The organism is Micromonospora sonneratiae (genome assembly GCF_042679305.1).
Taxonomy (GTDB): domain Bacteria; phylum Actinomycetota; class Actinomycetes; order Mycobacteriales; family Micromonosporaceae; genus Micromonospora_H; species Micromonospora_H sonneratiae.
In genome coordinates, this window is sequence record NZ_JBHTMP010000013.1 from 58,878 (window position 1) to 80,056 (window position 21,179).

The following is a 21,179-nucleotide window of genomic DNA, read 5'->3' on the forward strand; positions in this document are numbered from 1 at the left end:
GTCCTGGCCTTCTACAGCAGTTGCGCCACCGTACCGACCCAGTTGCCGCCGAGGCGTTCGAGGCGGAAGGCCATCGCCCAGCTCCTGGCCGGTGTGTCGAGTACGGCCGCAGCCTCGACTACCCCGGTCCGCGGCTCACAGAGGCGTACCCGGCGGATCCGTACCGGGTCAGCGGGCCGGCCGGTGGTGCGCCGGGCAGGGGTGAGCCGTTCGATGCCGGCGGCGAGTTGGGCGACGATCTCCTTGGTGTTGACGGGGCTGGTCAGTGGCCGGATCTGGGCCGCCGGTCGATAGCCGTTCAAGATCTCCAGACAGGTGTTGAGGAAGCGGTGCATCGCCCGCTTGGCCTCCGGGGAGGCGGTGACCAGCCCGCCGGGGGGCAGCGCGGGTGGGCGACCGGGCGGACGGGTCCGGTCGTTCCGTCCACGCCCCGGCGTCAGTTCGAACATCAGCTGCCCGTACGGCACGGGGGGCCAGACCGACGGGCTCGACTCGTCGTCGAACGGCGGATCGAGTGGCGGGATGGCGCGCAGCCGCACCCTGGGACGGTTCGGCGGTCTGGTCCGGACGGCGCGCATCTGACGACCCCCTCGTCGATCTTGCGTTTGCTTTCGTTTGCCTCCGACAGGCTCTATTTGTAGTCAACGATGTGTCGTGCGTCAATGCATGGGAGGGTGGTCGTCGGACCAACCGACCGGAATCCGACGATCCGGTGCTGCGGGGATTGGCTGATCCACCGTCGGTCGGCCTGCTGCCGGCCGTCCTGCCGGTCGCGAAATCAGTCCGGCTCGCGGTCGACCAGTGGGTTGCTACGCACCCAGTCGGCGGTCTCCGCGTACTTCTGCTGGATGTACTCCTCCAGGCGGGCCCGTTCGACCCGCCACTGGCCGCGTCCACCTATCTTGATCGCGGGCAGTTCGCCACTGCGCACCATGTGGTAGACCTGCGAGTCCGACACGTTCAGCTCCGCGGCCACATCGGACAGTTGCAGGAACCTGGGCGTCACGCGAACTCCCGTTGGTAGTGGACGGTTGCCTCAGTCTGCCATCGACTGCCGGGTCGCCTCGACGGCGAGACTCCGGCCGGGAAGCGGGCTCGAATAGACCACGCTGGTGGTGACCGCGCCCAGACCCCCGATCCGCCCGGTCACCTCCTCCAGATGGCGCATGGACCGGGCGACCACCTTCATCACGAAGCAGTCCTCACCCGTGACGTGATGCGCCTCCACGATCTCCGGCGTCGTATCGAGCAGGGCGTGGAAGGGCCGGTAGTTGCCGGTCGGATAGCGGAGCCGGACGAAGGCGAGGATGGCCAGACCGACCCGCTCGGCGGGCACGACCGCCCGGTAGCCGGAGATGACCCCGGTCTCCTCCAACCGGCGGACCCGTTCGGCCACCGCGCTCGGCGACATGGCCACGGTCCGGGCCAACTCCGCGAAGCTGGCCCGCCCGCAGCGCTGTAGCTCGGCGAGGATCCGCCAGTCGATCGCGTCCAGAACTGTGGGATCCGCTGCCATGCGCTAAATCTAGCGCTGAATCAATGGCAGTCCAGCGAGTAGGCCGTTGATCGGATGTTCCCGGGTCGGGCGGATCGGCATACCTTCTGGGCATGACGACTACCACTGGGAATCCGGTACTGGCCACCCCGCCGGCCACGCCGGAGCAGGCCGCCGCCTGGTTCGCTGCCCGGCTCGCCGTGCAGACGGACGTCTCCGACGTCCACGCCGCGCTGGCCACCGGTCGACCCGGCTTTACGCTGATCGACACCCGGGCGCTGGCCGCCTGGCGGCAGGGCCACATTCCCGGGGCGATCCATCTGCCGACCCGCATGATCGCGCTCCGGGCGGCGCGGCGGCTCGACCCGGACCTGCCCGTGGTCACGTACTGCTGGGGGCCGGGCTGTGACGGGGCGGCCAGGGCGGCTCTCGCGCTGGCCCGGCGGGGCTACCGGGTCAAGGAGATGATCGGTGGCATCGAATACTGGATCCGTGAGGGCTTTCCGGTACGGACCGCAGCGGGGGTGTCGACCCGGCCGGCCGACCCGCTGACGGCACCGGTCGAGGGGCCGGCTGACCCGCTGACGGCACCGGTCGAAGGGCTCTCCGACCCACCGACCGCGTCGGTCGGGCGACCGGGCACCGAGCGGTGCTGAACACACCGGAAGCCGATGAGTTTGGCGGGCGGGCCCGCCGGGTGTAGGACAGGGGGCGGCGCTGCTAGCGTGCGGCGCCGCGTGCGGCGGCTGCTCCGCATGCAGCATCGAACGGGGGAGTCCTCCAGTGGTGACAGGCCAACCGGTCCGGGTGTACGTCCCGGCCACCATCGCGCTGCTGGCCGACCTTCGGCGGCTGGGCACGCTCACCGTCGCGGAGGGCCACGCCGTCACGCCCACGCTGCGCGAGTGGTACGCCGAGGGCGACGAGGAGGAGTTGGAGTACGTCGCCTTCACCCGTGCCGCGCAGGATGCGCTGCAACTGCTCAGCTCGGATCCGACGACCCCCCGGCGTCGGGTGGTGGTCTCGGCCGACCTGCCCGCCCAGGCGGTGCACCGTACCGCCACTGAACTCGGCACCAGCACGGTACGGGTCGACGCGCCGATCAGCAGGGCCGCCATCGCCGCGATCCACGTGGACGGGGCGGAGGCCGTCGAGGATGTCGCGGCGGCCGTGGCCGTGGTCGACCAGGCGTTGGCCGGCGACCCGGACGCGCAGTTCACCGTCGACGGCACCGAGGATCACGAGCTGGAGTGGTACGACGTGTCCGAGCTGGACACGCTGCTGGCCCAGTGACCGGCCAGGCCTCGGCGGTCACCGCGCCGGGCCTGGCCGTCGACCGTCCAGGCCGCAGCGGTCACTGGGCCGGGCTTGGCCTGGCCGTCGACCGTCTCCAGGCCCGGTGATCCGCCCGGGGTCGCCGGGCGACCAGCCCTGAGTCGTTAGTGCTGTCAGCTCGACAGCCGGGCCGGCAGTGGTCTACCGACGACCGGCCTGCGGCACGCGACCCTGGTCCCGTACCGGGTGGCCAGCCTAGTCCCGTACCGGCTGGCCGGCGCCGACCACCGACTGCCGGTCGGCAGCGTCGTCGGCTGGCCCGCCGTCCGCCGCCGCCGGGTCGGTCGCCTCCCCGTTCGGACGCAGGGTACGACCGAAGGCGATGAGCGCGGTGAACCCGCCGAGGAAGAGCACGCCGAGGCCGTAGTCGACCCGTGAGCCGCTCAGCATGCTCTGTGCGGCCTGGTCGGCCTCGCTGAGCGCCCCGGCCAGCTTGAGCACCTGCGCACCTGCGGTACGGGTGAGCAGCTCGGCGGCCAACAGGAGCAGGCCGGGTCCGGCACCCGCGACCAGGTAGCCGGGCCAGCGCAGGGTCGGGTGCGGGCTGCCCTGGGCAGCGGCCCGACGCCGGGCCCAGCGTAGATAGCCGAACGCGACCAGCCCGGCGGCCAGACCGCCCAGGATCCAGCCCGTACGTGAGTACCAGGCCAGGGCGGTGACCTGCGACTCCACCGTCTCGCTGGAGCCGAAGAGCTTCTTGATCGGCTCGTTGAAGGAGTTCAGGGCCTGGGCGACCGCGAGGACGGCCAGCGAGGCGATGGCGACCGCGCCGACCGGGGTGGTGTTGCGGACCCCGCCCGCGATGCCGCCGATGGTGGCCGCCGCAGCGGTGGTGCCGGCGAGAACCATGATGGACGGGCCGTCGCCGTAGCTGAGCGTCACCGCGAGAGCGGCCAGCAGGCCGGTGAGGAGGCCACCGCCGACTGCGCCGGCGAACCGGGGAGTGGCGCTGGTCATGCCCCACCGGGTCAGCAGACCGGTCATGGTGAGGCTGACCGAGGCACCGGCGATCAGACTGGCCGAGATCACACCCGGGAGGGCGAACGCGGTATTGGTGATCGCGATTGCCTCGCCGACGGAGAGGACGATGGACCGTTGCGCGGCCCAGAGCATCGCGGCCAGCCAGGCGACGGCCAGGAGCGCGAAGACGACGGCACCCGGAGCATTCGTCACCCCGGCACCGTCGGTTCCGGCCGACTCCTCGTCGGGGTCCTCGCCGGTGTCGTACGCCTCGGCCTCGTCGTCGACCTCGCTGCCGGTCTTGCCCTCGTCCCCGAGGTCCACGTCCTTGAGGACGTCGTCCCCGAGCTGTTCGTCCTCGCGGTCGGTCGGGGCGGCAGTCACGACATCAGTAGCCACGACGTCAGCAGCCGCAGTCGGCTCGGCCTCGACCGAGCCGTTCAGGCTCGGTGCCTCAGTGGCGCCGGACTTCTTCGTCATCATCTCCCCTTCAACGGGTGCCCGGCCAGGCCGGCGGTGCGGCGGAGGCAGGTGGCACGGCGCTTGCGGGCCGCCAGCTGTTCAGGGTACGCGCGCTCCGGTCGTCCCCCGCGCGGTGCCGGTGGTGCCTGGTGGTCGGGCGTACCGCTCCCGGTCCATGGATCCGCCCGCACCCGGCCATGGCGCGATCGGCCCCAGCTGCTGATCGTGGGAGGATTGGACGCGGTCCCGCCGCGTCTGCGACCACCACTGGGACGCGTCTCACGGTGACCGGCGAACCCGCCGGCACCAGCGGGTCCGGTTTCGCCATTGCTGTCGAGATCGACCAGGAGCATGTGATGGACGCCGTCTTTTCCGTACCGGAGCCGCGCAACGAGCCGGTCCGCGACTACGCCCCGGGTAGCGCCGAGCGGGACAGCCTGCAACGGCGGCTCGGGGAACTCGCCGCCGAGCAGCTTTCGCTTCCGATGACCATCGGTGGCCAGCAGCGGATGGGCGGTGGCGCGGCGATCGAGGTGGTGCAGCCACACCGGCATCAGCACGTATTGGGGGTCACCCATAACGCAACCAACGCGGATGCGCTGGCGGCGGTGACGGCCGCCAAGCAAGCTGCCCCGATGTGGCGGGATTTGTCCTTCGAGGAGCGTGCTGCGGTATTTCTGCGGGCGGCCGATCTGCTGGCCGGTCCCTGGCGGGACACCCTCAACGCCGCGACCATGCTGGGACAGTCGAAGACGGCCATCCAGGCTGAGATCGACTCGGCTTGCGAACTGATCGACTTCTTGCGGTTCAATGTCGCCTTTGCCCGGAAGCTGCTGGCCGAGCAGCCGGCCTCCTCGTCCGGCGTGTGGAACCGCTTCGACCACCGGCCGCTGGAGGGCTTCGTCTACGCGATCACCCCGTTCAACTTCACCGCGATCGCGGCCAACCTGCCTGCCGCCCCGGCACTGGTGGGTAACACCGTGGTGTGGAAGCCGGCACCGACCCAGCAGTTCGCCGCCCACTTCACGATGCGGCTGTTCGAGGCGGCCGGCCTGCCGCCGGGCGTGATCAACATGGTCACCGGTGACGGCATCGCGGTCTCGGAGGCGGCGCTGGCCGACCCGGAACTGGCCGGCATCCACTTCACCGGCTCGACCCGGGTGTTCCAGCACCTCTGGCGGACGGTCGGGGAGAACATCTCCCGCTACCGGAGCTACCCGCGACTGGTCGGTGAGACCGGCGGCAAGGACTTCGTCGTCGCGCACGCCAGCGCCGACGTGGACGCGCTGCACACCGCGCTGATCCGGGGGGCCTACGAGTACCAGGGGCAGAAGTGCTCCGCCGCCTCCCGCGCGTACGTGCCGCGTTCGCTGTGGGAAGGCGGCCTGCGGGACCGGCTGGCGGCGACCGCGGACTCGCTGAGGTACGGCGACGTCACCGACTTCGGCAACTTCGGCGGAGCGGTGATCGACGCGCGGGCGTTCGCCCGGCACACCGCCGCACTCGACATGATCAACAGTGACGCGAGCTGCCGTATCCTGGCTGGCGGCACCGCCGACGACTCGGTCGGTTACTTCGTCCGCCCGACCCTGTTCGAGTGCGACGACCCGACCCACGAGTCGTTCACCACCGAGTACTTCGGGCCCATCCTCGCCGTACACGTCTACGACGACGCACGGTTCGAGCAGGTGGTGACGCAGGCAGAGGCGGCGGCACCGTACGCGTTGACCGGTTCGATCTTCGCGACCGACCGGCGGGTGATCGACTGGGCCAGCGGGGCGCTGCGGTACGCGGCCGGCAACTTCTATGTCAACGACAAGCCCACCGGGGCGGTCGTGGGGCAGCAGCCGTTCGGTGGGGCCCGGGCGAGCGGCACCAACGACAAGGCCGGTTCCTGGCACAACCTGGTGCGCTGGATGTCGCCGCGCACCATCAAGGAGACGTTCGTGCCGCCGACGGACCACCGCTACCCGCACATGGGCTGATTACGACAGGTTCGGGCGGGTTTACCCTAATTGGGGCAAACCCGCCCGAACTACGTGCAATATATGTTTGGTCCGCCTAGCCTGACTGGCGCAGTCGCCGGAAACGCTTGGCGCGGTCCCCCTGAAACCGCGTCCCGGGTCTCGACAGTCGATGTCGTGGGTGGCTGACGCCAGGGTGAAGGCCGTGTCGCCGGGGGTGACCGCCGGGTCCGTCCGGTCCGGGCGTGGTCGTTCGCCCGGGTGTCGGGGTCGACCGCCGTCACCGTCCGTATTCCATCGAAGTCGGTCATCGTAACACATTGATCGTCCTCAACGGACTGTCTGTCGCAGACAGTGCACATAGGAACACGAGATAGTGGCGATTGTGTCAAATCCTAGACGCGGGGTCTGCAAAGTGGCAGCGTAGAGGGCATGGCGGATTCTGGAATCAACCCGACTGCAGCCGCACTCCTTGGGCTGCTCCATGAAGGACCTATGACAGGTGGCCAATTAATGGCCGCCGCTGAGCGCCGTCTGGCGCCGTACTGGTCGATGACCCGTAGTCAGGTTTACCGCGAGTTGCCGGCGTTGGCCGAGCAGGGCTATGTGCGCCTGGGCAAGCCTGGACCCCGGTCCAGTCAGCCGTACGCGATCACCGCCGCTGGAAAACGGATCTTTTCCCGCTGGCTGATCGAGACCCCCGGGCGGGACACGATACGTAATCCGGTCGCGTTGCGGGTCGCCTTCGGCGAGCAGCATTCCGGGAACCAACTGCGCAACCTCTACACCGGGGCGAACGAGTACCACACTGCCGCGCTGGCCAGTGCCCGCGAGCAGGCCAAGGACGCGAAGAAGGCCGGCGACGCCTACGGCGCGGCCGCGCTGGAATTCGCGGTTGCCTACCACAAGGCGGCGCTGTCCTGGCTCAAGGCGGCCCCGGCCGGTTGATCGTCAGCCGGCCGTGGGAGGCCCCGCTGGGCCCGGTCGCGGCGTCGCCCGACCCGGTTGCGGAGGCCACACGAGCCAATGGCCGTGGCAGGTGCCCTAGTCCCGCGGACGGCCACGTACTCTTGACTGTCGTGACCGCTGCCGATTACGCCGAACAGCTCAAGGACCTCGACGCCACGCTGCGCAACATCGAGGCAGTCCTCGATCTTGACCGGCTGCGCCAGGACAAGGTGAAGCTCGAAGAGGCCGCCTCCGCGCCGGACCTGTGGGACGACCAGGCCCGTGCCCAGCAGGTGACCTCCAAGCTCTCCTACGTCAACGGTGAGATCGGCAAGCTGGAGAGCCTCAGGTCCCGGCTCGACGACGCGCACGTGCTGCTCGAACTCGCCGAGGACGAGGGAGACTCCGGCACGCTGAGCGAGGTCGAGACGGAGATCGCCGGACTGGGCAAGGCCATCCAGGAGATGGAGGTCCGTACCCTCCTGTCCGGGGAGTACGACTCCCGTGAGGCGCTGGTCGCGATCCGGGCCGGGGCGGGGGGCGTCGACGCGGCGGACTTCGCCGAGATGCTGCTGCGGATGTACCTGCGCTGGGCCGAGCGGCACGGCTACCCGACCGAGGTCTACGAGACGTCGTACGCCGAAGAGGCCGGCCTCAAGTCGGCCACCTTCGCCGTGAAGACGCCGTACGCCTACGGCACGCTGAGTGTCGAGTCGGGCACGCACCGCCTGGTGCGGATCAGCCCCTTCGACAACCAGGGGCGGCGGCAGACCAGCTTCGCCGGGGTCGAGGTGCTGCCGGTGACCGAGCAGACCGACCATATCGACATTCCGGAAAACGAGATGCGGATCGACGTGTACCGGTCGTCGGGGCCAGGTGGACAGAGCGTGAACACGACCGACTCCGCGGTCCGGATCACCCACATCCCGACCGGCATCGTGGTCACCTGCCAGAACGAGAAGTCGCAACTTCAGAACAAGGCGTCGGCGATGCGGGTGCTCCAGGCCCGGCTGCTGGAGCGCAAGCGCCAGGAGGAGCAGGCCAAACTCGACGGCCTGAAGGTCGACGTGGCTGGTTCGTGGGGCGACCAGATGCGGTCGTACGTCCTGCACCCGTATCAGATGGTGAAGGATCTGCGTACCGAGCAGGAGACCGGCAATCCGACCTCGGTCTTCGACGGTGACCTGGACGGCTTCATCGAGGCGGGAATCCGCTGGCGGAAGCAGCGGCAGCTCGGGGCAGAGGCGGGGTAGCCCCGACCGGGGCGGGAGCCATCGGGCCGCCACCAGCACCTTTGCTCTCGCCACCAGCAGATTGCCACTTTTCCTGACAATCCAGGCGTGAAGGGTGGACGTCGGGCTTGGCGTTTTCGTCACAACGCGTAGACTCACCACCCGTGATTCAGCTTGAGCAAGTGACGAAGACGTACCCGAAAGCGTCCCGGCCATCGCTCGACAACGTGTCGGTGGCGATCGAGAAGGGCGAGTTCGTCTTCTTCATCGGTCCCTCCGGATCCGGTAAGTCCACGATCATCAAGCTGCTGCTGCACGAGGTGACCCCCAACAAGGGACGGGTCATCGTGAACAGCCGCGATGTCACCGCGATGCGTTCCTGGAAGCGGCCGCAGTTCCGCCGCTCCATCGGCTGCGTGTTCCAGGACTTCCGGCTGCTGCCGAACCGCACGGCCTACGAGAACGTGGCGTTCGCCCTGGAGGTCATCGGCAAGACCAAGGCGGTCGCCCGTCGGGTCGTGCCCGAGGTGCTGGAACTGGTCGGGCTCGGCGGTAAGGAGCACCGCTACCCGCACGAGCTTTCCGGTGGTGAGCAGCAGCGTGTCGCGGTGGCCCGGGCGTTCGTCAACCGGCCGCTGATCCTGCTGGCCGACGAGCCGACCGGAAACCTCGACCCCGACACCTCGATCGAGATCATGCGCCTACTGGACCGGATTAACCGCACCGGTACGACCGTCGTGATGGTCACGCACGACTCCAACATCGTCAACCAGATGCGCCGTCGCGTCATCGAGATCGAGAGCGGCCGGATCGTGCGCGACCAGGCTCGCGGCGTCTACGGGTGAGCCGGAAACCCACTGCGCCGCCGCCCGGCCGGCACTGACCCGACCTTCTTTCGGTCCGGAGCGCCGCATGGCGGTACGGAGGCCGAATCTCGGTCCCTGACGACGAACGACTTTCTGCGGAGATCCGGAAGGAACCCCCGATGCGTGTGAAATACGTCCTGTCCGAGGTGCTGGTCGGACTGTGGCGCAACGTGACCATGACCATCGCGATGATCATCACGATGGCCGTGTCGTTGACCATGCTGGGTGCGAGTGGCCTGATGTATCTACAGGTCAGCAGCATGAAGGAGTACTACTTCGACAAGTTCGAGGTCGCGATCTTCCTCGACACCGAGATCGCCGAGGCACAGCGTGCGGACCTGGACTCGCAGCTCAAGGCCGATCCGCTCGTGGCCGAGGTGCGCTACATCTCCAAGGACGAGGCGCACCAGCAGTTCAAGGAGCTGTTCCACGACGCTCCGGACCTGGTGGGTGCGGTCAAGCCGGAGCAGCTTCCCGAGTCGTTCCGGGTCAAGCTGAAGGACCCCCGGCAATATCAGCAGATCGCCGACAAGTTCAAGGACAAGGACGGCATCGAGGAGATCATCGATCAGCGCAAGGTGCTGGACAAGGTCTTCAGCATCCTCGGGGCAGTGCAGAACGTGGCCCTGGCAGCGGCGGTGGTCATGGCGATTGCCGCATTGCTGCTGGTCGGTAACACGATCCAGGTTGCGGCCTACAGCAAGCGCCGCGAGGTGGCGGTCATGAAGCTGGTCGGCGCTTCCAACTGGTTCATCCAGGCGCCGTTCGTGCTGGAGGCGGTGGTGGCGGGCCTGCTCGGCTCGATCATCGGCTTCGTCGCCCTGGTGCTGGCGAAGTTGTTCCTGCTCGACGGGTCGTTGCAGGACCTCACCAGCCTGCTGACGCCGGTCGACTGGAGCAGCGTGCTGCTGATGTTCCCGCTGATGGCCGGTGTCGGTGGTCTGTTCAGCGCGATCACCGCCTGGGTCACCCTGCGGTTCTACCTGCGCGTCTAGTCGGCTCGAATGTGACACCGGGCCCCCTGTCTGCGCGAAAAGCGATAACAGGGGGCCCGGTCTTTCGGGGTAGCATTGCGCGGCTTGTCCGGCGTCGCTGATGCCGGCTCGGAGGACACGTGGAGAGGGGTGTGTGCGCAGATGCCACGGGAGAAGGGGCGTAAGGTCGTCGCCTCCAACCGGAAGGCGCGCCACGACTACGCCATCCTCGACACGTACGAAGCGGGCATGGCGTTGACCGGCACAGAGGTCAAGTCGCTGCGGGCCGGCCGGGCGTCCCTGGTCGACGCGTTCGCCCAGGAACGGGACGGCGAGCTCTTTCTGCACGGGATGCACATCCCCGAGTACGCCCAGGGCACCTGGACCAACCACGAGCCCCGGCGTACCCGTAAGTTGCTGCTCAACCGGATGGAGATCAACCGGCTGATCGGCAAGCTCCAGGAGAGCGGCCTCACCCTGGTCCCGCTGTCGGTCTACTTCTCGGACGGATGGGCCAAGATCGAAATTGGTCTGGCCAAGGGTAAGAAGTCGTACGACAAGCGCCAGGACCTGGCCAAGCGGGACGCGGACCGGGAGATCCGGCGGGCTGTCGGCCGGCGCGGCAAGGGGATGGACTGAGGTCTTGTCCCGACCCGGATGAGACGTACGTCACACTTGTCGGATTCCCTGGTGGCGCGGCCAGCTCACCGGCGATATCCGGGATGAGATCGCCGGCCGGAGGCGTTAGGCTTTAGTGGCTGCGACAGTGCAGCTACCAAGGGGGTGACTGGTTTCGACTTCGTTCGTTGCGGCAGGGGAAGCGAGCCGAGGAAGCCGACGTCGTCTCGAGAATCGTTCGTCGGAAACCAATAAGCGCCAAGCAAAATCGCGCTGACTTCGCTCTCGCCGCCTGAGGCGAGTAGCAAGTCTGTCGGCCTGGGAGTGCCTTCGGCCCAGTTAGCCGGCATCAGCTAGAGGGCTGGCCAATCGAACCCGGTCGCGGGGATCGTGCGGCGAGACAAATCAGCGACTGGGCCCGTCACACCGACTCGCTCGCGTGATCGGTGGGGCCGAGTAGAGGCACAGCGAGCTGCGCTCGGAGAAGCCCTGACAAGGCGCCGAAGGACCCGGGTTCGATTCCCGGCACCTCCACGACCGGGATCTCCGTGGAACACACGGAGATCCCTCGACAGAGTGACGAAGCGCCCCGGACCACCGGTCCGGGGCGCTTCGTCGTGGTTGGTCGAGTCACCGCTGCCCTGGACAGTGGCTTGCCTGCGGGTACACCATCGATGCATGTGACAGACGCACCCACTGCCGGAGGTGGGCCATGGCCAGCGAGCCGGTGCGGCATCCGATGACAGCCGACCAACCAGGGGCGGCCCGGATGGCTGCGGCCACGGACGGGAGGGTGCCACGGACGGCCCGCCGGCAGCGGGCCGCGCTGTCGCAGGACATCCACCTCTTCGAGCGGGCCATCGCCGCCCCGGCGGGTGACCCGGGTTGGCGGCCCAGGGTCAGCGCCCGGCTCGGTGGCCTGCGCGGCGCGTTCTTCGAGCACATGGTGGTCACGGAGGGCCCCGAGGGGCTCTACGCCGAACTGCTCGATCACGCGCCGAGGCTGGCCCGGGGCGTACATGTGCTGATCCGCGAGCACGCCGTCGTGGCTGCCGCCATGTCGGCCCTGCAACGCCGGGTGGAACTGCCCGAGGTCCCGATCGACGAGTTGCGCCGTTGGGCCGGTGATCTGCTGCGCGAACTGTCACGACACCGGCAGCGGGGCGCGGACCTGGTCTATCAGGCGTACCAGACCGATATCGGGGGCGAGACCTGACCCTGGTCCGGCCGGCCCGTTCGCGCAACGGTGGAACCCCGACCGGCGCGGCCACGTCTGACTGACATGCGCCGTTTCTTCCCGGTCCTGGTGGGCCTTCCGCTGATGTTGAGCCTCGTCGGCTGCGCGCAATCGGGCGACGTACCCGGGCTCGGTGACACGCCGGACGAGCAGTCGGCCGCATTCGAGCAGCGGGCGACCGTGGTCGTGGCCGCCTGGCAGGCTGCGCCCGGTCAGGAGACCTGGCGGACCGGGTACGTCCCGTTGCAGCACGCGACCGTGCTGACGGCCGACCCGAAGTTCACCGACGAGACGCGGCAGGCGTTCCAGGCCGGCTGGTATCGCCATCAGGTGGAGCTGCCGACGGTCAGACCGGTCGACGGATCCATCAGCTTCCCGGACGGCACCCTCACCGTGCCGCTGGTCAGTGCGGTCGAGGCGTACCAGCAGATCGCCCAGGGCGAACCACCGCCGTGCCCGGGGCGGCCGTCCGAGCCACCCGTCCAGCCCTCCCCGACGCTCGGGCCGGACGCCCCGGTCAGTACGTCGGCCGTCAGCGCCTGTCTACCGTTGACCGTGACGGCGGTGGAACTCGGCACGGTCCCCGTACACACCAGCCGGGGTACCGCCCAGGTGCCGGCGTGGCTGTTCACCACCGAGGAGTTGGCGGCTCCGGTGGCCAGGTTGGCCGTCGCACCGTCGGCGGTCGGGCCGGCACCCTCGCCGTCCGTGGTGCCGCCCGAGCAGGGTACGGGCTTCGCGTGGGCGCAGAACCTCGCCGTCATCGACGGTGCCAAGCTGACCTACCGGCTGGGTGTCGGAGCGTGCGATACGGACATCACCCCGCTGGTGGCCGAGCGGGACGATGCAATCGTGGTCGCCGGCCGGGTCGCCACCTCCACCGGGGTGTGCACCGATCAACTGGTGATCCATCCGGTGACGGTGACCCTGGCCGCGCCGCTGGGTGCCCGGCCGGTGCTCGATGCGGCGACCGGGGCACCCCTGGTCCTCACTCCCGACCCCGTTCGCTGACCGGGGAATCCACGGCTGACCGAGGAATCCCTGGTAGGCCGGAAATCCACGGTAGGCCGGAAAGTCCACGCACGGCTGGCCGGGCGTACCCCACGTGCCCGCCCGCCCTACCGACCGCCGCCGCTGCCGGCAGCACCCTCCAACAACGGCGGCACCTCGGTGCTGATCGGCACCGCCAGCACCGTCGGTCTGTCCCCGGCCAGCGCCGTACGGAGGGCATCGGCGATGGCGTCGGGCGTCTCGACCGACACCGCCCGACAGCCGAAGCCGGTAGCGATGGTGGGGATGTCCAGGTCCGGCAGGTCCAGGCCGGGCACGCCGGGTGTCTCCTTGAACTCGGCGAACGCCTTCAGGATCGCGTACTGCCGGTTGATCGGCACCACGAACACCACCGGCAGCCGCAGCTGTGCCGCCGTCCACAGCGCCTGGATCGAGTACTGGAAGGATCCGTCGCCGATCACCGCGATCACCGGCCGTCCCCGACCGGTGTCGCGTTCGCCGAGGGCGATGCCGATCGCCGCCGGTACGCCGAAGCCCAGCCCGCCGCTGGCCATCGTGAAGTAGGACGCGGGCCGGGTGACGGGCAGGTGTCGACGCAACGCGGTGAGGTTGGACGGCGTCTCCTGCACCAGCACGCCGTCAGCCGGCCAGTGCCGTGCCAGGGTGGCGAACAGCGCCTCCGGCGACAGCGGGGTCCCGGTTTCCGGGGCGGGAGCCGCTGGCCGTCGCGTGGGCAGTGGGCGGTCCGAGTCGGGTAGCAACTCGGCCAGTTCCGTACAGACGAGGGCGGCATCGCCGAGCAGGCTGTCACCCACCGGTGCGCGGGCCGCCTCGTCCGGGTCGTCGGTGACGTGCAGCAGGCGGGTGCCGGCCGGGAGGTAGTCGCCGGGCACGTAGGGGTAGTAGCGGAAGACCGGGGCTCCGATCACCAGCACCGTGTCATGGCCGCGTAGCCGTTCCGCCAGTGGCCCGATGGCGTACGGCAGGACGCCCTGGAACTGTGGATGGTTCTCGGGGAAACCGGCCCGCTCCGGGGCGGGGGAGGACCACACCGGCACCCGGAGCTTCTCGGCCAGCCGGATGGCGGCCGGCCAGCCGCCACTGCGGTCCACCGCGGCCCCCAACACCAGCAGCGGACTACCGCTGCCGGCGACGACGTCGGCGAACTGCCGTAGCTGTCGGGGATCGGGGGCGATCCGGGTGCTGACCTGCCGTACGACGGGGGTGCCCTCGGCGGGCTGGCGCCAGTCGTCCAGGGGCAGGGACAGGAAGACCGGTCCGGCCGGCGGTTGTACGGCCATGGCGTAGGCCCGCATCAGCGCCGCCGGGATGTCCTGGGCCCGGACCGGTTCGTAACTCCATTTCATGTACGGCTGGGCCAGCTCGGTCGCCCGTGGGCTGGTCAGTCGCGGTTCGAGCAGCAGCATCGGGCGGGCCTGCTGCCCGGCGGTCACCACCAGCGGGGTCTTGTTGTGCCAGGCGGTGACCAGGTTGCCCATCCCGTTGCCGGTGCCCGGGGCGGTGTGCAGGTTGACGTGTGCCGGCTTTCCGGTCGCCTGTGCGTAGCCGTCCGCCATCGCCACGGCCGACGCCTCCTGCAACGCGTGTACGTAGGTGAAGTCGGCGGGAAAGTCCTGGAGGAACGGTTCCTCGGTCGAACCGGGGTTACCGAACACGGTGGTCATCCCGAGGGCACGCAGCAGGTCGTAGGTGACGTCGCGCACTGTTGCCATGACAGCCCCCGCCCGTTCGACCGAACCACGCCAGCGTTGCATCTCACCCTAATCGGGCTTTGCGGAGGTTTGTTGCAGTCCGGTCAGGGCGGGGGTTGGCGTAGCCCGGTCAGGGCAGCGTGAACGGAAGCTCGATGCCGTCCAGCGCCCGACTGCACGGACAGTCGCGGTCGACCGGCAGTGTGGTGATCGCGTCGAGCAGCAGCCCGCGCAGCCGGGCGCTGTTCTCCCCGAAGACGCGGAACACCTCCTCCTGGGTCACCCCGTGCTCGCCCTCCACCCCGGCGTCGAGGTCGGTGACCAGCGCGATGGAGCTGTAGCAGATGGCCAGTTCCCGGGCGAGCACCGCCTCCGGATGCCCGGTCATGTTCACCACCGTGCCACCGATCGCGGTGAACCAGCGCGACTCGGCCCGGGTGGAGAAGCGCGGACCCTCGACGACGACAACCGTCCCACCGTCGGTGGCGTCAACGCCCCGCCGGTCGGCCGCCGCCAACAGTGTCTGCCGCCCGACGGGGCAGTACGGGTCGGCGAAGGACACGTGCACCGCGCCCCGGTCGTAGTACGTCTGCACCCGGCCGGACGTCCGGTCGATGAGCTGGTCGGGCACCACGAACGCGCCGGGGCCGAACTCCGGCCGTAGCCCGCCGACCGCGCAGGGGGCGAGGATCTGCCGTACGCCGATGGACCGCAGCGCCCACAGGTTGGCCCGGTACGGGATCAGGTGCGGCGGGTAGCGGTGGTCCTTTCCGTGTCGGGGCAGGAACGCCACCGTGCGGCCGTCGACCCGGCCGATCGTGATCGGGTCGGACGGTGCTCCGTACGGTGTCTCGACGGTGTGCTCGACGGCCCCGTCCAGCAGGGCGTAGAGCCCGGAGCCTCCGATTACGGCGAGTTCTGCTGCTGGCCCCATAGGCCCGCCCTTCAGGCTTGATCCGCTTAGTTGCCTCCAGACCTTAACCACCGCCAGTCGGACAAGTAGGGTGCGATGCATGGCGTTGACTGCGCACATGGTGACCATCGATTGCGCTGATCCGCAGCGGCTGGCGAAGTTCTGGGCCGATGCGGCTGGCTACGAGCTGAAATGGCAACACGAGAACGAGTTCGTGATCCTCGTTCCGGCATGGGGTGAGGGAGTGGCGCTCGGCCTGCAGCGGGTGACGGAGATCCGGGCCGGCAAGAACCGGGTGCATGTCGACTGGTCGGCCGACGACCGGCAGGCAGAGGTGGCAAGGCTGGTCAGGCTCGGCGCAACGGTGCTCCAGGAGCAGGTGACGCCGGGGCTGGCGTGGACCGTGCTTGCGGACCCCGAAGGCAACGAGTTCTGCGTCTCCGCGGCTCACGGGTAGCGGATGGCCGGCATGTACGGGGAGGGGCAGGCGATCGGGGGACGGTCCATGAAGTCGATGACCGGACAACTGTTGGTGGCCACCCCTGCCCTCAAGGATCCGAACTTCGACCGTACCGTCGTGCTGCTCGTCGCCCACGAGGCCGGCGGCGCGCTCGGAGTGGTGCTCAACCGGGCCACCGAGGTGCCCGTCTCCGACGTACTCGGGGAGTGGGGTGCGTTGGCCCGTGATCCGGCGGTGCTCTTCGAGGGCGGGCCGGTCCAGCCGGAATCGGCGATCTGCCTGGCCCGGATGCGTAACCCGGTCGAGCGGGTGAAGGGCTTTCACCTGATCTCGGGTGCGGTCGGCACGGTCGACCTGTCCGTGGATCCGGAGCGGCTACGGGAGCGGATCTCCGGGATCAGGGTCTTCGCGGGTTATTCGGGTTGGTCTCCCGGCCAGTTGGAGGCGGAGATCTCCGGCGGATCGTGGTTCGTGCTGGACGCGCTGCCCGGTGACGCGTTCGTGGACCGCCCCGACGATCTCTGGCCGATGGTCCTGCGCCGGCAGGGCGGGATCATGGCCGCCGTCGCCCATTTCCCGCCCGACGTCTCGCTCAACTAGCCGGTTCTGTTTGTCGCCTTGTCGCCGGAACAGGGCGGATGTCGCATCTCCTGATCGGGATGGGTGTCGCCGGGGCCTGTCGAGCTGAGTCGTTTGCGCTACCGCCCGCCCTGGGCAGCTGACGCGGGTGTGGCGGGCTGGCTGATGAAGTCGTTCGTGATGTCAGTTCGACAGGCGCGTGGGGATGCCTGGGCGGCTGCCAGCCGGCTACGAGGCACCCGACGCCGACCGCCTCCGCGCCCGGGGTCGTACCCTCGAACTGGTTGAATCGGTACTTAGTGCCCCGGGTCGACCGGGGTCACCGACCGGGCACCCCTCCAAGATGACGAGCCCGGTGGGGGTGTGTAAGATTCTCCGCGTGCCCGAGAGATCGGGAAACACGCAAGGGGCCGTGGCGCAGCTGGTAGCGCACCACACTGGCAGTGTGGGGGTCAGGGGTTCGAGTCCCCTCGGCTCCACCCTTGGTCGATGCCCTGGTCAGTCCGAACGGACCGACCAGGGCATCGACGTTTATAGGCTCGACGTTCACGGGCGACAGGGCCGCCCGTAGTGCGGACGCCGTGATCGGGTCATCTTCGCCGAAGGGGTCCGTGGAGTATCCGTCGATCTGCAGAACCTAGCGCTAGGGCCTGACCCAGGGGCCGGACCATGGCGCACTTCGACCCGGGCATTGGTCCACGGAAAATTGCCGTGGGGGTGACCATCGGTCAGCGGTCGGATGCCATCCGGCGTAACGATGCGTCCAGTCTCCGCAGCAGCTCTCCGAGACGGCCGCCACCACTCGGGGCGTTTGGGTAACGCGTCAGTACGCTCACCACGATGGGGCCAGCTAGACCTCTGACCTTCTCGATGTAGTCGGTGCCAACGTCACGGTCGTCACCAGCATCGAGCTCGAACGCTCGAGCCGCGTGAGCCGCCGGCCCGAGGATGTGCCTGACCTGAGTAGCTTTCGCCAGGGGGTGCAGGTACGCCGCACTGGCCGTGGCGACGGCCGCGCGCGCAGCATCGCTCGCCGCGGCCTGCCCTGAATCGCGTGTCTCCTGATACGCCCGGTTTGCCGCCCACGCACTGTCCCGGATCGCCTTGGTCCGCCTGGCTCCCTCCGCGAACGCCTGTGCAGCGTCGATCGCGGCTCGTGGGCGCCGATCGTCAGGACGTGCACGTTCGAAGATGGCCAGTGCGGGCCGCGCGCACTCCACCGCGTAGCCGGCGACGTCCCGGAGTTCAGCCATGCTGAGTTCGATCATCAGATTCTCGTCAGTCGCCATGCAGTCAACGCTATCGCTGAACCAACGGTTGAAACTTGTCCGGGATATTGGCGGAGCATCTAGGGGAAACCTTCAAAACAGAAGGTTGCTCAGGCCGCTCGACCTCGCACCCGAGCACGGCCTGTCCGCACAGGCGATCGGCTGCGGCACCGGTGGTCACCGGATGCGCGTGTCGGACCTGGGCCAGAGCAACCGGTCAGGGATGGAGGCCGGCGGGGCGGTCAGGGACGGAGGCCGGCGGGGAACCCGGGGCGCGCGAGACTCGACGACGCGCTGTTCGACAGCCGGCAGGCCCTCCCGGTGAGGTGGGTGGGGTGGATTACGGTGCGCTGGCCTTGTTACGGAGGGCGGCACTGCACCCCGTACCCTTGTCACGAATGGGCCAGCCCGTGGTGCGCGGGCGAGTGGGGAGGGGTCCGGTGTTCGCGTTGCAGCCGAGGGCTGACCGGGCGGCGAGTCCCTGTTCCGTACGTCGTCCCTCGATCTGTTCGGATCCCTCGGTCTGCTCGGCGGGCGTGAGGATCGAGGCGGTGTGATCCGGCTTCGACGGCTCAGGTTGATCGGCATCGCGCTGCCGGTCCTCTTCATCGTCGCGCTGGAACTGATCCGGCTGCCCGTCGTCCATCGGCTATGGCCCCATCGGGGACATCTGATCCTTGGCGTGCTGACCGTTCTGGCGGCCACCGTCTTCGGGGTCACGATATTCTTCTTCATCGACCGCGCATACCGGCTCATACTCCGGCAGAACCACCAGTTGGCGGTGGTGAACGCGGTGTCGACGGCGGTCCGTGGCAAGTTGGGTGTCGACCAGATCATCGACGCGGCGCTGGAGGGCGTCCTGTCGTCGACCGGAGCCATCGAGGTGGCCCTGACCGCCTCGGTGCCGGCGGACCGACTGCTGAACGAGGATGCGGTCACCTGGCACCGAGTCGCGACCGTCGACGCCCGCCCGAACGGTGTCGACGACCCTACTGCAGCAGCGCCGCGTACCGTCGATTTTCCGTTGCTGGCGGGTACCGCAGTCGTGGGCGCGATGTCCCTGCGCCTGGTCGACGGCGACGAACCCGGCCGGCTGACCTCCGACACGCTCCAACACATCGGCCAGCAGATAGGCAGTGCGATCCAGCGCGCGCAGCTCATCGCCGATCTTCAGCGACGTAAGCGCGAGGACCAGGCCATCCACCAGATACTGCTGCAGATCTCCAGCCAGGGCTCGCCGACGGCGACCCTGGCCTCCGTGGTCAACTCGTCGCGCGACCTGCTCGACGCGGATGAGGCAGGGCTGTGCCTCAACCAGGCGACCTCCGGCCTGGTGCTGGTCGACACCACGACGACCTGCGGAGCGGCGTCCGACGGGCTGGCATGTATCGCGGGCGAGGGTGCCCAGGCGTGTGGACTCCGCCCGGTGACGTGCCCGATTCGCACCCCGGTCGGGTACCCGGCGACCGTGTCGGTGCCGTTGCAGGGTCCCGGTGGATCGTTGGGGGAGGTCTGGGTCGGCCGCCGCTCCGACAGCCCGTTCAGCCGCCGGGACGAGGGGTTCCTGGTCACCCTCTCCGAACTGGCCGTGGTCGCCCTCAACCACGCTCGGATGCTGGAGAACGAACGCCAGGGCGCGATCCTCGCCGAGCGCGAGCGGATCGCCCGCGAAATGCACGACAGCCTGGCCCAGGTGCTCGGGGTGACCCATCTACGGCTACGCGCGCTGATTTCGCGGCCCGAGTTGACGGGGGCGACCGAGGTCCAGGGTGAACTGACGGATCTGATCGGTGTCTGTCATGAGGCTTACTACGACGTCCGTGAGGCGATCCTGGGCCTGCGTGAGTCGAGCCGTACCGACCGCGCCCTGCTGGAGAGCCTGCGCGCCTATGCCGAGAAGTTCTCCCGGCAGAGCCGTATCGAGACCACGCTGGACAGCACGCTGGACGGCGAGCTGGTCCTCACCCCGCAGTGCGAGGTGCAGGTGATCCGGGTGATCCAGGAGGCGCTGACCAACGTCCGGAAACACTCCGGTGCGCGGTCGGCGGTCGTTCGAATCAGCGAGACACCGGAGTTGACGATGTTTGTGGTGGAGGACGACGGGCACGGTTTCGACCCGGGCACCGTGCCGGCTGAGCGGGAAGGGTTCGGGCTGCATTCCATGCGCGAACGGATAGAGCTGATCAACGGCCGGTTGACGATCGACTCGGTGCCCGGACGGGGAACCCGCATCATCGTCGGCGTGCCCAGATCACACCGCGTACTGCCCCTTCCCCTGATGGCGGTCGAGGCATGATGGCGGGCAACGGGGCGGCCGAGGCGCCGGTACCGATCCGGATCCTGCTCGTCGACGATCAACCGCTGTTCCGTCGCGCCATCGCGACGCTGATCAACGAGCAGGACGACCTGACGGTCGTCGGTGAGGCCGTGAACGGCCTGGAGGGCGTGGAGAAGGCACATGCCCTGACCCCCGATCTGGTGGTGATGGACGTCGAGATGCCGGTGATGAACGGCGTCGAGGCGGCTCGGCTGATCCGGGAGCAACTGCCCGCGATCAAGGTGATCATGTTGACCGTCTCCGAGGAGGACGATCACCTGTTCGACGCGATTCGGAACGGCGTGCACGGCTACCTGCTCAAGGACCTCCGGCCTGAACAGCTCTACGACATGCTGCGTTCGGTGATGCGCAACGAGACGCCGGTGTCGCCCGTACTCGCCAGCCGACTGCTCGCCGAACTGCGGGAAGGTCCCCGACGCCGCCCGTCGCCGGCCGTGCCGGAGCCGGCCGTCAGTCGACGTGAACTGGAGATCCTGCAACTCGTCGCGGACGGACTGACCAACAAGGAGATCGGACGCAAGCTGTCGATCACCGAGGGCACGGTGAAGAACCACATCCACAACGCGCTACAGAAGCTGCAGATGGAGAACCGGATCCAGGCGGCGGCCTACATCGTGCGGCAGGGTCTCGGCAACCCGCGCCGCCAGTAGCCGGTCACCTCACCCGGTCCATCACTTCACCGCACAGATCTACCTGCTGATAGAGCCGGTAGGCCTCTTTCTGGCCCGAACCTGTGTCGCTTCGGGGATGGTTCAGCCGGTTGGCCGGTGGCTACCGTGATCGCGTTGGAGCGATTGGTGCCAACCG

The 21,179-nt window shown here is 68.7% G+C and carries 21 protein-coding genes, 1 tRNA gene and 1 other RNA gene; 16 read left to right on the forward strand and 7 right to left on the reverse strand.

Features of this window, described 5'->3' with window-relative positions:
• Positions 1-11: 11 nt before the first annotated feature.
• The 3 genes from ACFQ4H_RS11045 to ACFQ4H_RS11055 form a co-directional block, all read right to left on the reverse strand.
• Positions 12-539, reverse strand: a complete 528-nt coding sequence (locus ACFQ4H_RS11045; protein WP_377569804.1) for an Rv3235 family protein — start codon at positions 537-539, stop codon at positions 12-14.
• Between the two features lie 239 nt (positions 540-778).
• Positions 779-1,006, reverse strand: coding sequence for a helix-turn-helix domain-containing protein (locus ACFQ4H_RS11050; RefSeq protein ID WP_377569806.1), 228 nt, complete (start codon positions 1,004-1,006; stop codon positions 779-781).
• A gap of 30 nt (positions 1,007-1,036) precedes the next feature.
• Positions 1,037-1,516, reverse strand: a complete 480-nt coding sequence (locus tag ACFQ4H_RS11055) for an Lrp/AsnC family transcriptional regulator (RefSeq protein ID WP_377569808.1) — start codon at positions 1,514-1,516, stop codon at positions 1,037-1,039.
• A 92-nt stretch (positions 1,517-1,608) separates the two neighbouring features.
• On the opposite strand from ACFQ4H_RS11055, the gene ACFQ4H_RS11060 reads away from it, so the two are divergent.
• Both ACFQ4H_RS11060 and ACFQ4H_RS11065 read left to right on the forward strand, forming a co-directional pair.
• A complete protein-coding gene (locus ACFQ4H_RS11060) occupies positions 1,609-2,151 on the forward strand; it encodes a rhodanese-like domain-containing protein (protein ID WP_377569811.1) in 543 nt (180 codons plus the stop codon).
• A gap of 130 nt (positions 2,152-2,281) precedes the next feature.
• Positions 2,282-2,788: a DUF6912 family protein gene (locus ACFQ4H_RS11065; protein ID WP_377569813.1), complete on the forward strand. Its 507-nt coding sequence runs from the start codon at positions 2,282-2,284 to the stop codon at positions 2,786-2,788.
• A 237-nt stretch (positions 2,789-3,025) separates the two neighbouring features.
• Here the strand turns inward: ACFQ4H_RS11065 and ACFQ4H_RS11070 are convergent, their stop codons facing one another.
• Positions 3,026-4,270: a hypothetical protein gene (locus ACFQ4H_RS11070; RefSeq protein ID WP_377569815.1), complete on the reverse strand. Its 1,245-nt coding sequence runs from the start codon at positions 4,268-4,270 to the stop codon at positions 3,026-3,028.
• 338 nt (positions 4,271-4,608) lie between these two features.
• Here ACFQ4H_RS11070 and pruA point away from each other — a divergent pair, with 338 nt between their 5' ends.
• From pruA to ACFQ4H_RS11115, 9 genes are all read left to right on the forward strand, one after another.
• A complete protein-coding gene (pruA, locus tag ACFQ4H_RS11075) occupies positions 4,609-6,237 on the forward strand; it encodes an L-glutamate gamma-semialdehyde dehydrogenase (RefSeq protein WP_377569939.1) in 1,629 nt (542 codons plus the stop codon).
• A 411-nt stretch (positions 6,238-6,648) separates the two neighbouring features.
• A complete protein-coding gene (locus tag ACFQ4H_RS11080; protein ID WP_377569817.1) occupies positions 6,649-7,164 on the forward strand; it encodes a PadR family transcriptional regulator in 516 nt (171 codons plus the stop codon).
• 131 nt (positions 7,165-7,295) lie between these two features.
• Positions 7,296-8,417 (forward strand): peptide chain release factor 2, encoded by a 1,122-nt coding sequence (gene prfB / locus ACFQ4H_RS11085; protein WP_377569819.1) that lies wholly within the window; start codon positions 7,296-7,298, stop codon positions 8,415-8,417.
• A 143-nt stretch (positions 8,418-8,560) separates the two neighbouring features.
• Positions 8,561-9,241, forward strand: coding sequence for a cell division ATP-binding protein FtsE (ftsE, locus tag ACFQ4H_RS11090; RefSeq protein WP_377569820.1), 681 nt, complete (start codon positions 8,561-8,563; stop codon positions 9,239-9,241).
• A gap of 140 nt (positions 9,242-9,381) precedes the next feature.
• A complete protein-coding gene (gene ftsX / locus ACFQ4H_RS11095) occupies positions 9,382-10,257 on the forward strand; it encodes a permease-like cell division protein FtsX (RefSeq protein WP_377569822.1) in 876 nt (291 codons plus the stop codon).
• 141 nt (positions 10,258-10,398) lie between these two features.
• A complete protein-coding gene (gene smpB, locus ACFQ4H_RS11100; protein WP_377569824.1) occupies positions 10,399-10,875 on the forward strand; it encodes an SsrA-binding protein SmpB in 477 nt (158 codons plus the stop codon).
• Between the two features lie 140 nt (positions 10,876-11,015).
• Positions 11,016-11,391, forward strand: a transfer-messenger RNA (tmRNA) gene (ssrA, locus tag ACFQ4H_RS11105).
• A 175-nt stretch (positions 11,392-11,566) separates the two neighbouring features.
• The gene (locus ACFQ4H_RS11110; RefSeq protein ID WP_377569826.1) at positions 11,567-12,070 is read left to right on the forward strand and encodes a hypothetical protein; all 504 of its coding nucleotides are present in this window, start codon (positions 11,567-11,569) and stop codon (positions 12,068-12,070) included.
• 66 nt (positions 12,071-12,136) lie between these two features.
• Complete coding sequence (locus ACFQ4H_RS11115; RefSeq protein WP_377569828.1) at positions 12,137-13,102, forward strand: hypothetical protein; 966 nt, start codon at positions 12,137-12,139, stop codon at positions 13,100-13,102.
• Positions 13,103-13,209: 107 nt separating this feature from the next.
• Here the strand turns inward: ACFQ4H_RS11115 and mdlC are convergent, their stop codons facing one another.
• Both mdlC and ACFQ4H_RS11125 read right to left on the reverse strand, forming a co-directional pair.
• A complete protein-coding gene (gene mdlC / locus ACFQ4H_RS11120) occupies positions 13,210-14,835 on the reverse strand; it encodes a benzoylformate decarboxylase (RefSeq protein WP_377569829.1) in 1,626 nt (541 codons plus the stop codon).
• A 109-nt stretch (positions 14,836-14,944) separates the two neighbouring features.
• A complete protein-coding gene (locus ACFQ4H_RS11125; protein ID WP_377569831.1) occupies positions 14,945-15,748 on the reverse strand; it encodes an S-methyl-5'-thioadenosine phosphorylase in 804 nt (267 codons plus the stop codon).
• Between the two features lie 79 nt (positions 15,749-15,827).
• Here ACFQ4H_RS11125 and ACFQ4H_RS11130 point away from each other — a divergent pair, with 79 nt between their 5' ends.
• From ACFQ4H_RS11130 to ACFQ4H_RS11140, 3 genes are all read left to right on the forward strand, one after another.
• Positions 15,828-16,184, forward strand: a complete 357-nt coding sequence (locus tag ACFQ4H_RS11130; RefSeq protein WP_377569833.1) for a VOC family protein — start codon at positions 15,828-15,830, stop codon at positions 16,182-16,184.
• Between the two features lie 12 nt (positions 16,185-16,196).
• On the forward strand, positions 16,197-16,787 hold the full coding sequence (locus tag ACFQ4H_RS11135; protein WP_377569941.1) for a YqgE/AlgH family protein: 591 nt from the start codon (positions 16,197-16,199) through the stop codon (positions 16,785-16,787).
• Between the two features lie 385 nt (positions 16,788-17,172).
• Positions 17,173-17,245 (forward strand) — tRNA-Ala (locus ACFQ4H_RS11140).
• A gap of 249 nt (positions 17,246-17,494) precedes the next feature.
• On the opposite strand, the gene ACFQ4H_RS11145 is transcribed toward ACFQ4H_RS11140, so the two are convergent.
• Positions 17,495-18,055, reverse strand: coding sequence for a putative immunity protein (locus tag ACFQ4H_RS11145; protein ID WP_377569835.1), 561 nt, complete (start codon positions 18,053-18,055; stop codon positions 17,495-17,497).
• Positions 18,056-18,587: 532 nt separating this feature from the next.
• On the opposite strand from ACFQ4H_RS11145, the gene ACFQ4H_RS11150 reads away from it, so the two are divergent.
• Both ACFQ4H_RS11150 and ACFQ4H_RS11155 read left to right on the forward strand, forming a co-directional pair.
• Positions 18,588-20,330, forward strand: coding sequence for a sensor histidine kinase (locus ACFQ4H_RS11150; RefSeq protein ID WP_377569837.1), 1,743 nt, complete (start codon positions 18,588-18,590; stop codon positions 20,328-20,330).
• On the forward strand, positions 20,327-21,022 hold the full coding sequence (locus ACFQ4H_RS11155; RefSeq protein ID WP_377569839.1) for a response regulator: 696 nt from the start codon (positions 20,327-20,329) through the stop codon (positions 21,020-21,022). The genes ACFQ4H_RS11150 and ACFQ4H_RS11155 overlap by 4 nt, the downstream gene beginning before the upstream one ends.
• Positions 21,023-21,179: the final 157 nt, after the last annotated feature.

Coding starts and splice junctions, on each gene's coding strand:
- pruA (WP_377569939.1), top strand. CDS start 4,609: ATGGACGCCGTCTTTTCCGTACCGGAGCCGCGCAACGAGCCGGTCCGC.
- ACFQ4H_RS11125 (WP_377569831.1), bottom strand. CDS start 15,748: ATGGGGCCAGCAGCAGAACTCGCCGTAATCGGAGGCTCCGGGCTCTAC.
- ftsX (WP_377569822.1), top strand. CDS start 9,382: ATGCGTGTGAAATACGTCCTGTCCGAGGTGCTGGTCGGACTGTGGCGC.
- ACFQ4H_RS11135 (WP_377569941.1), top strand. CDS start 16,197: ATGTACGGGGAGGGGCAGGCGATCGGGGGACGGTCCATGAAGTCGATG.
- ACFQ4H_RS11055 (WP_377569808.1), bottom strand. CDS start 1,516: ATGGCAGCGGATCCCACAGTTCTGGACGCGATCGACTGGCGGATCCTC.
- smpB (WP_377569824.1), top strand. CDS start 10,399: ATGCCACGGGAGAAGGGGCGTAAGGTCGTCGCCTCCAACCGGAAGGCG.
- mdlC (WP_377569829.1), bottom strand. CDS start 14,835: ATGGCAACAGTGCGCGACGTCACCTACGACCTGCTGCGTGCCCTCGGG.
- ACFQ4H_RS11080 (WP_377569817.1), top strand. CDS start 6,649: ATGGCGGATTCTGGAATCAACCCGACTGCAGCCGCACTCCTTGGGCTG.
- ACFQ4H_RS11070 (WP_377569815.1), bottom strand. CDS start 4,270: ATGACGAAGAAGTCCGGCGCCACTGAGGCACCGAGCCTGAACGGCTCG.
- ACFQ4H_RS11110 (WP_377569826.1), top strand. CDS start 11,567: ATGGCCAGCGAGCCGGTGCGGCATCCGATGACAGCCGACCAACCAGGG.
- ACFQ4H_RS11060 (WP_377569811.1), top strand. CDS start 1,609: ATGACGACTACCACTGGGAATCCGGTACTGGCCACCCCGCCGGCCACG.
- ACFQ4H_RS11145 (WP_377569835.1), bottom strand. CDS start 18,055: ATGGCGACTGACGAGAATCTGATGATCGAACTCAGCATGGCTGAACTC.
- ACFQ4H_RS11115 (WP_377569828.1), top strand. CDS start 12,137: ATGCGCCGTTTCTTCCCGGTCCTGGTGGGCCTTCCGCTGATGTTGAGC.
- ACFQ4H_RS11130 (WP_377569833.1), top strand. CDS start 15,828: ATGGCGTTGACTGCGCACATGGTGACCATCGATTGCGCTGATCCGCAG.
- ACFQ4H_RS11155 (WP_377569839.1), top strand. CDS start 20,327: ATGATGGCGGGCAACGGGGCGGCCGAGGCGCCGGTACCGATCCGGATC.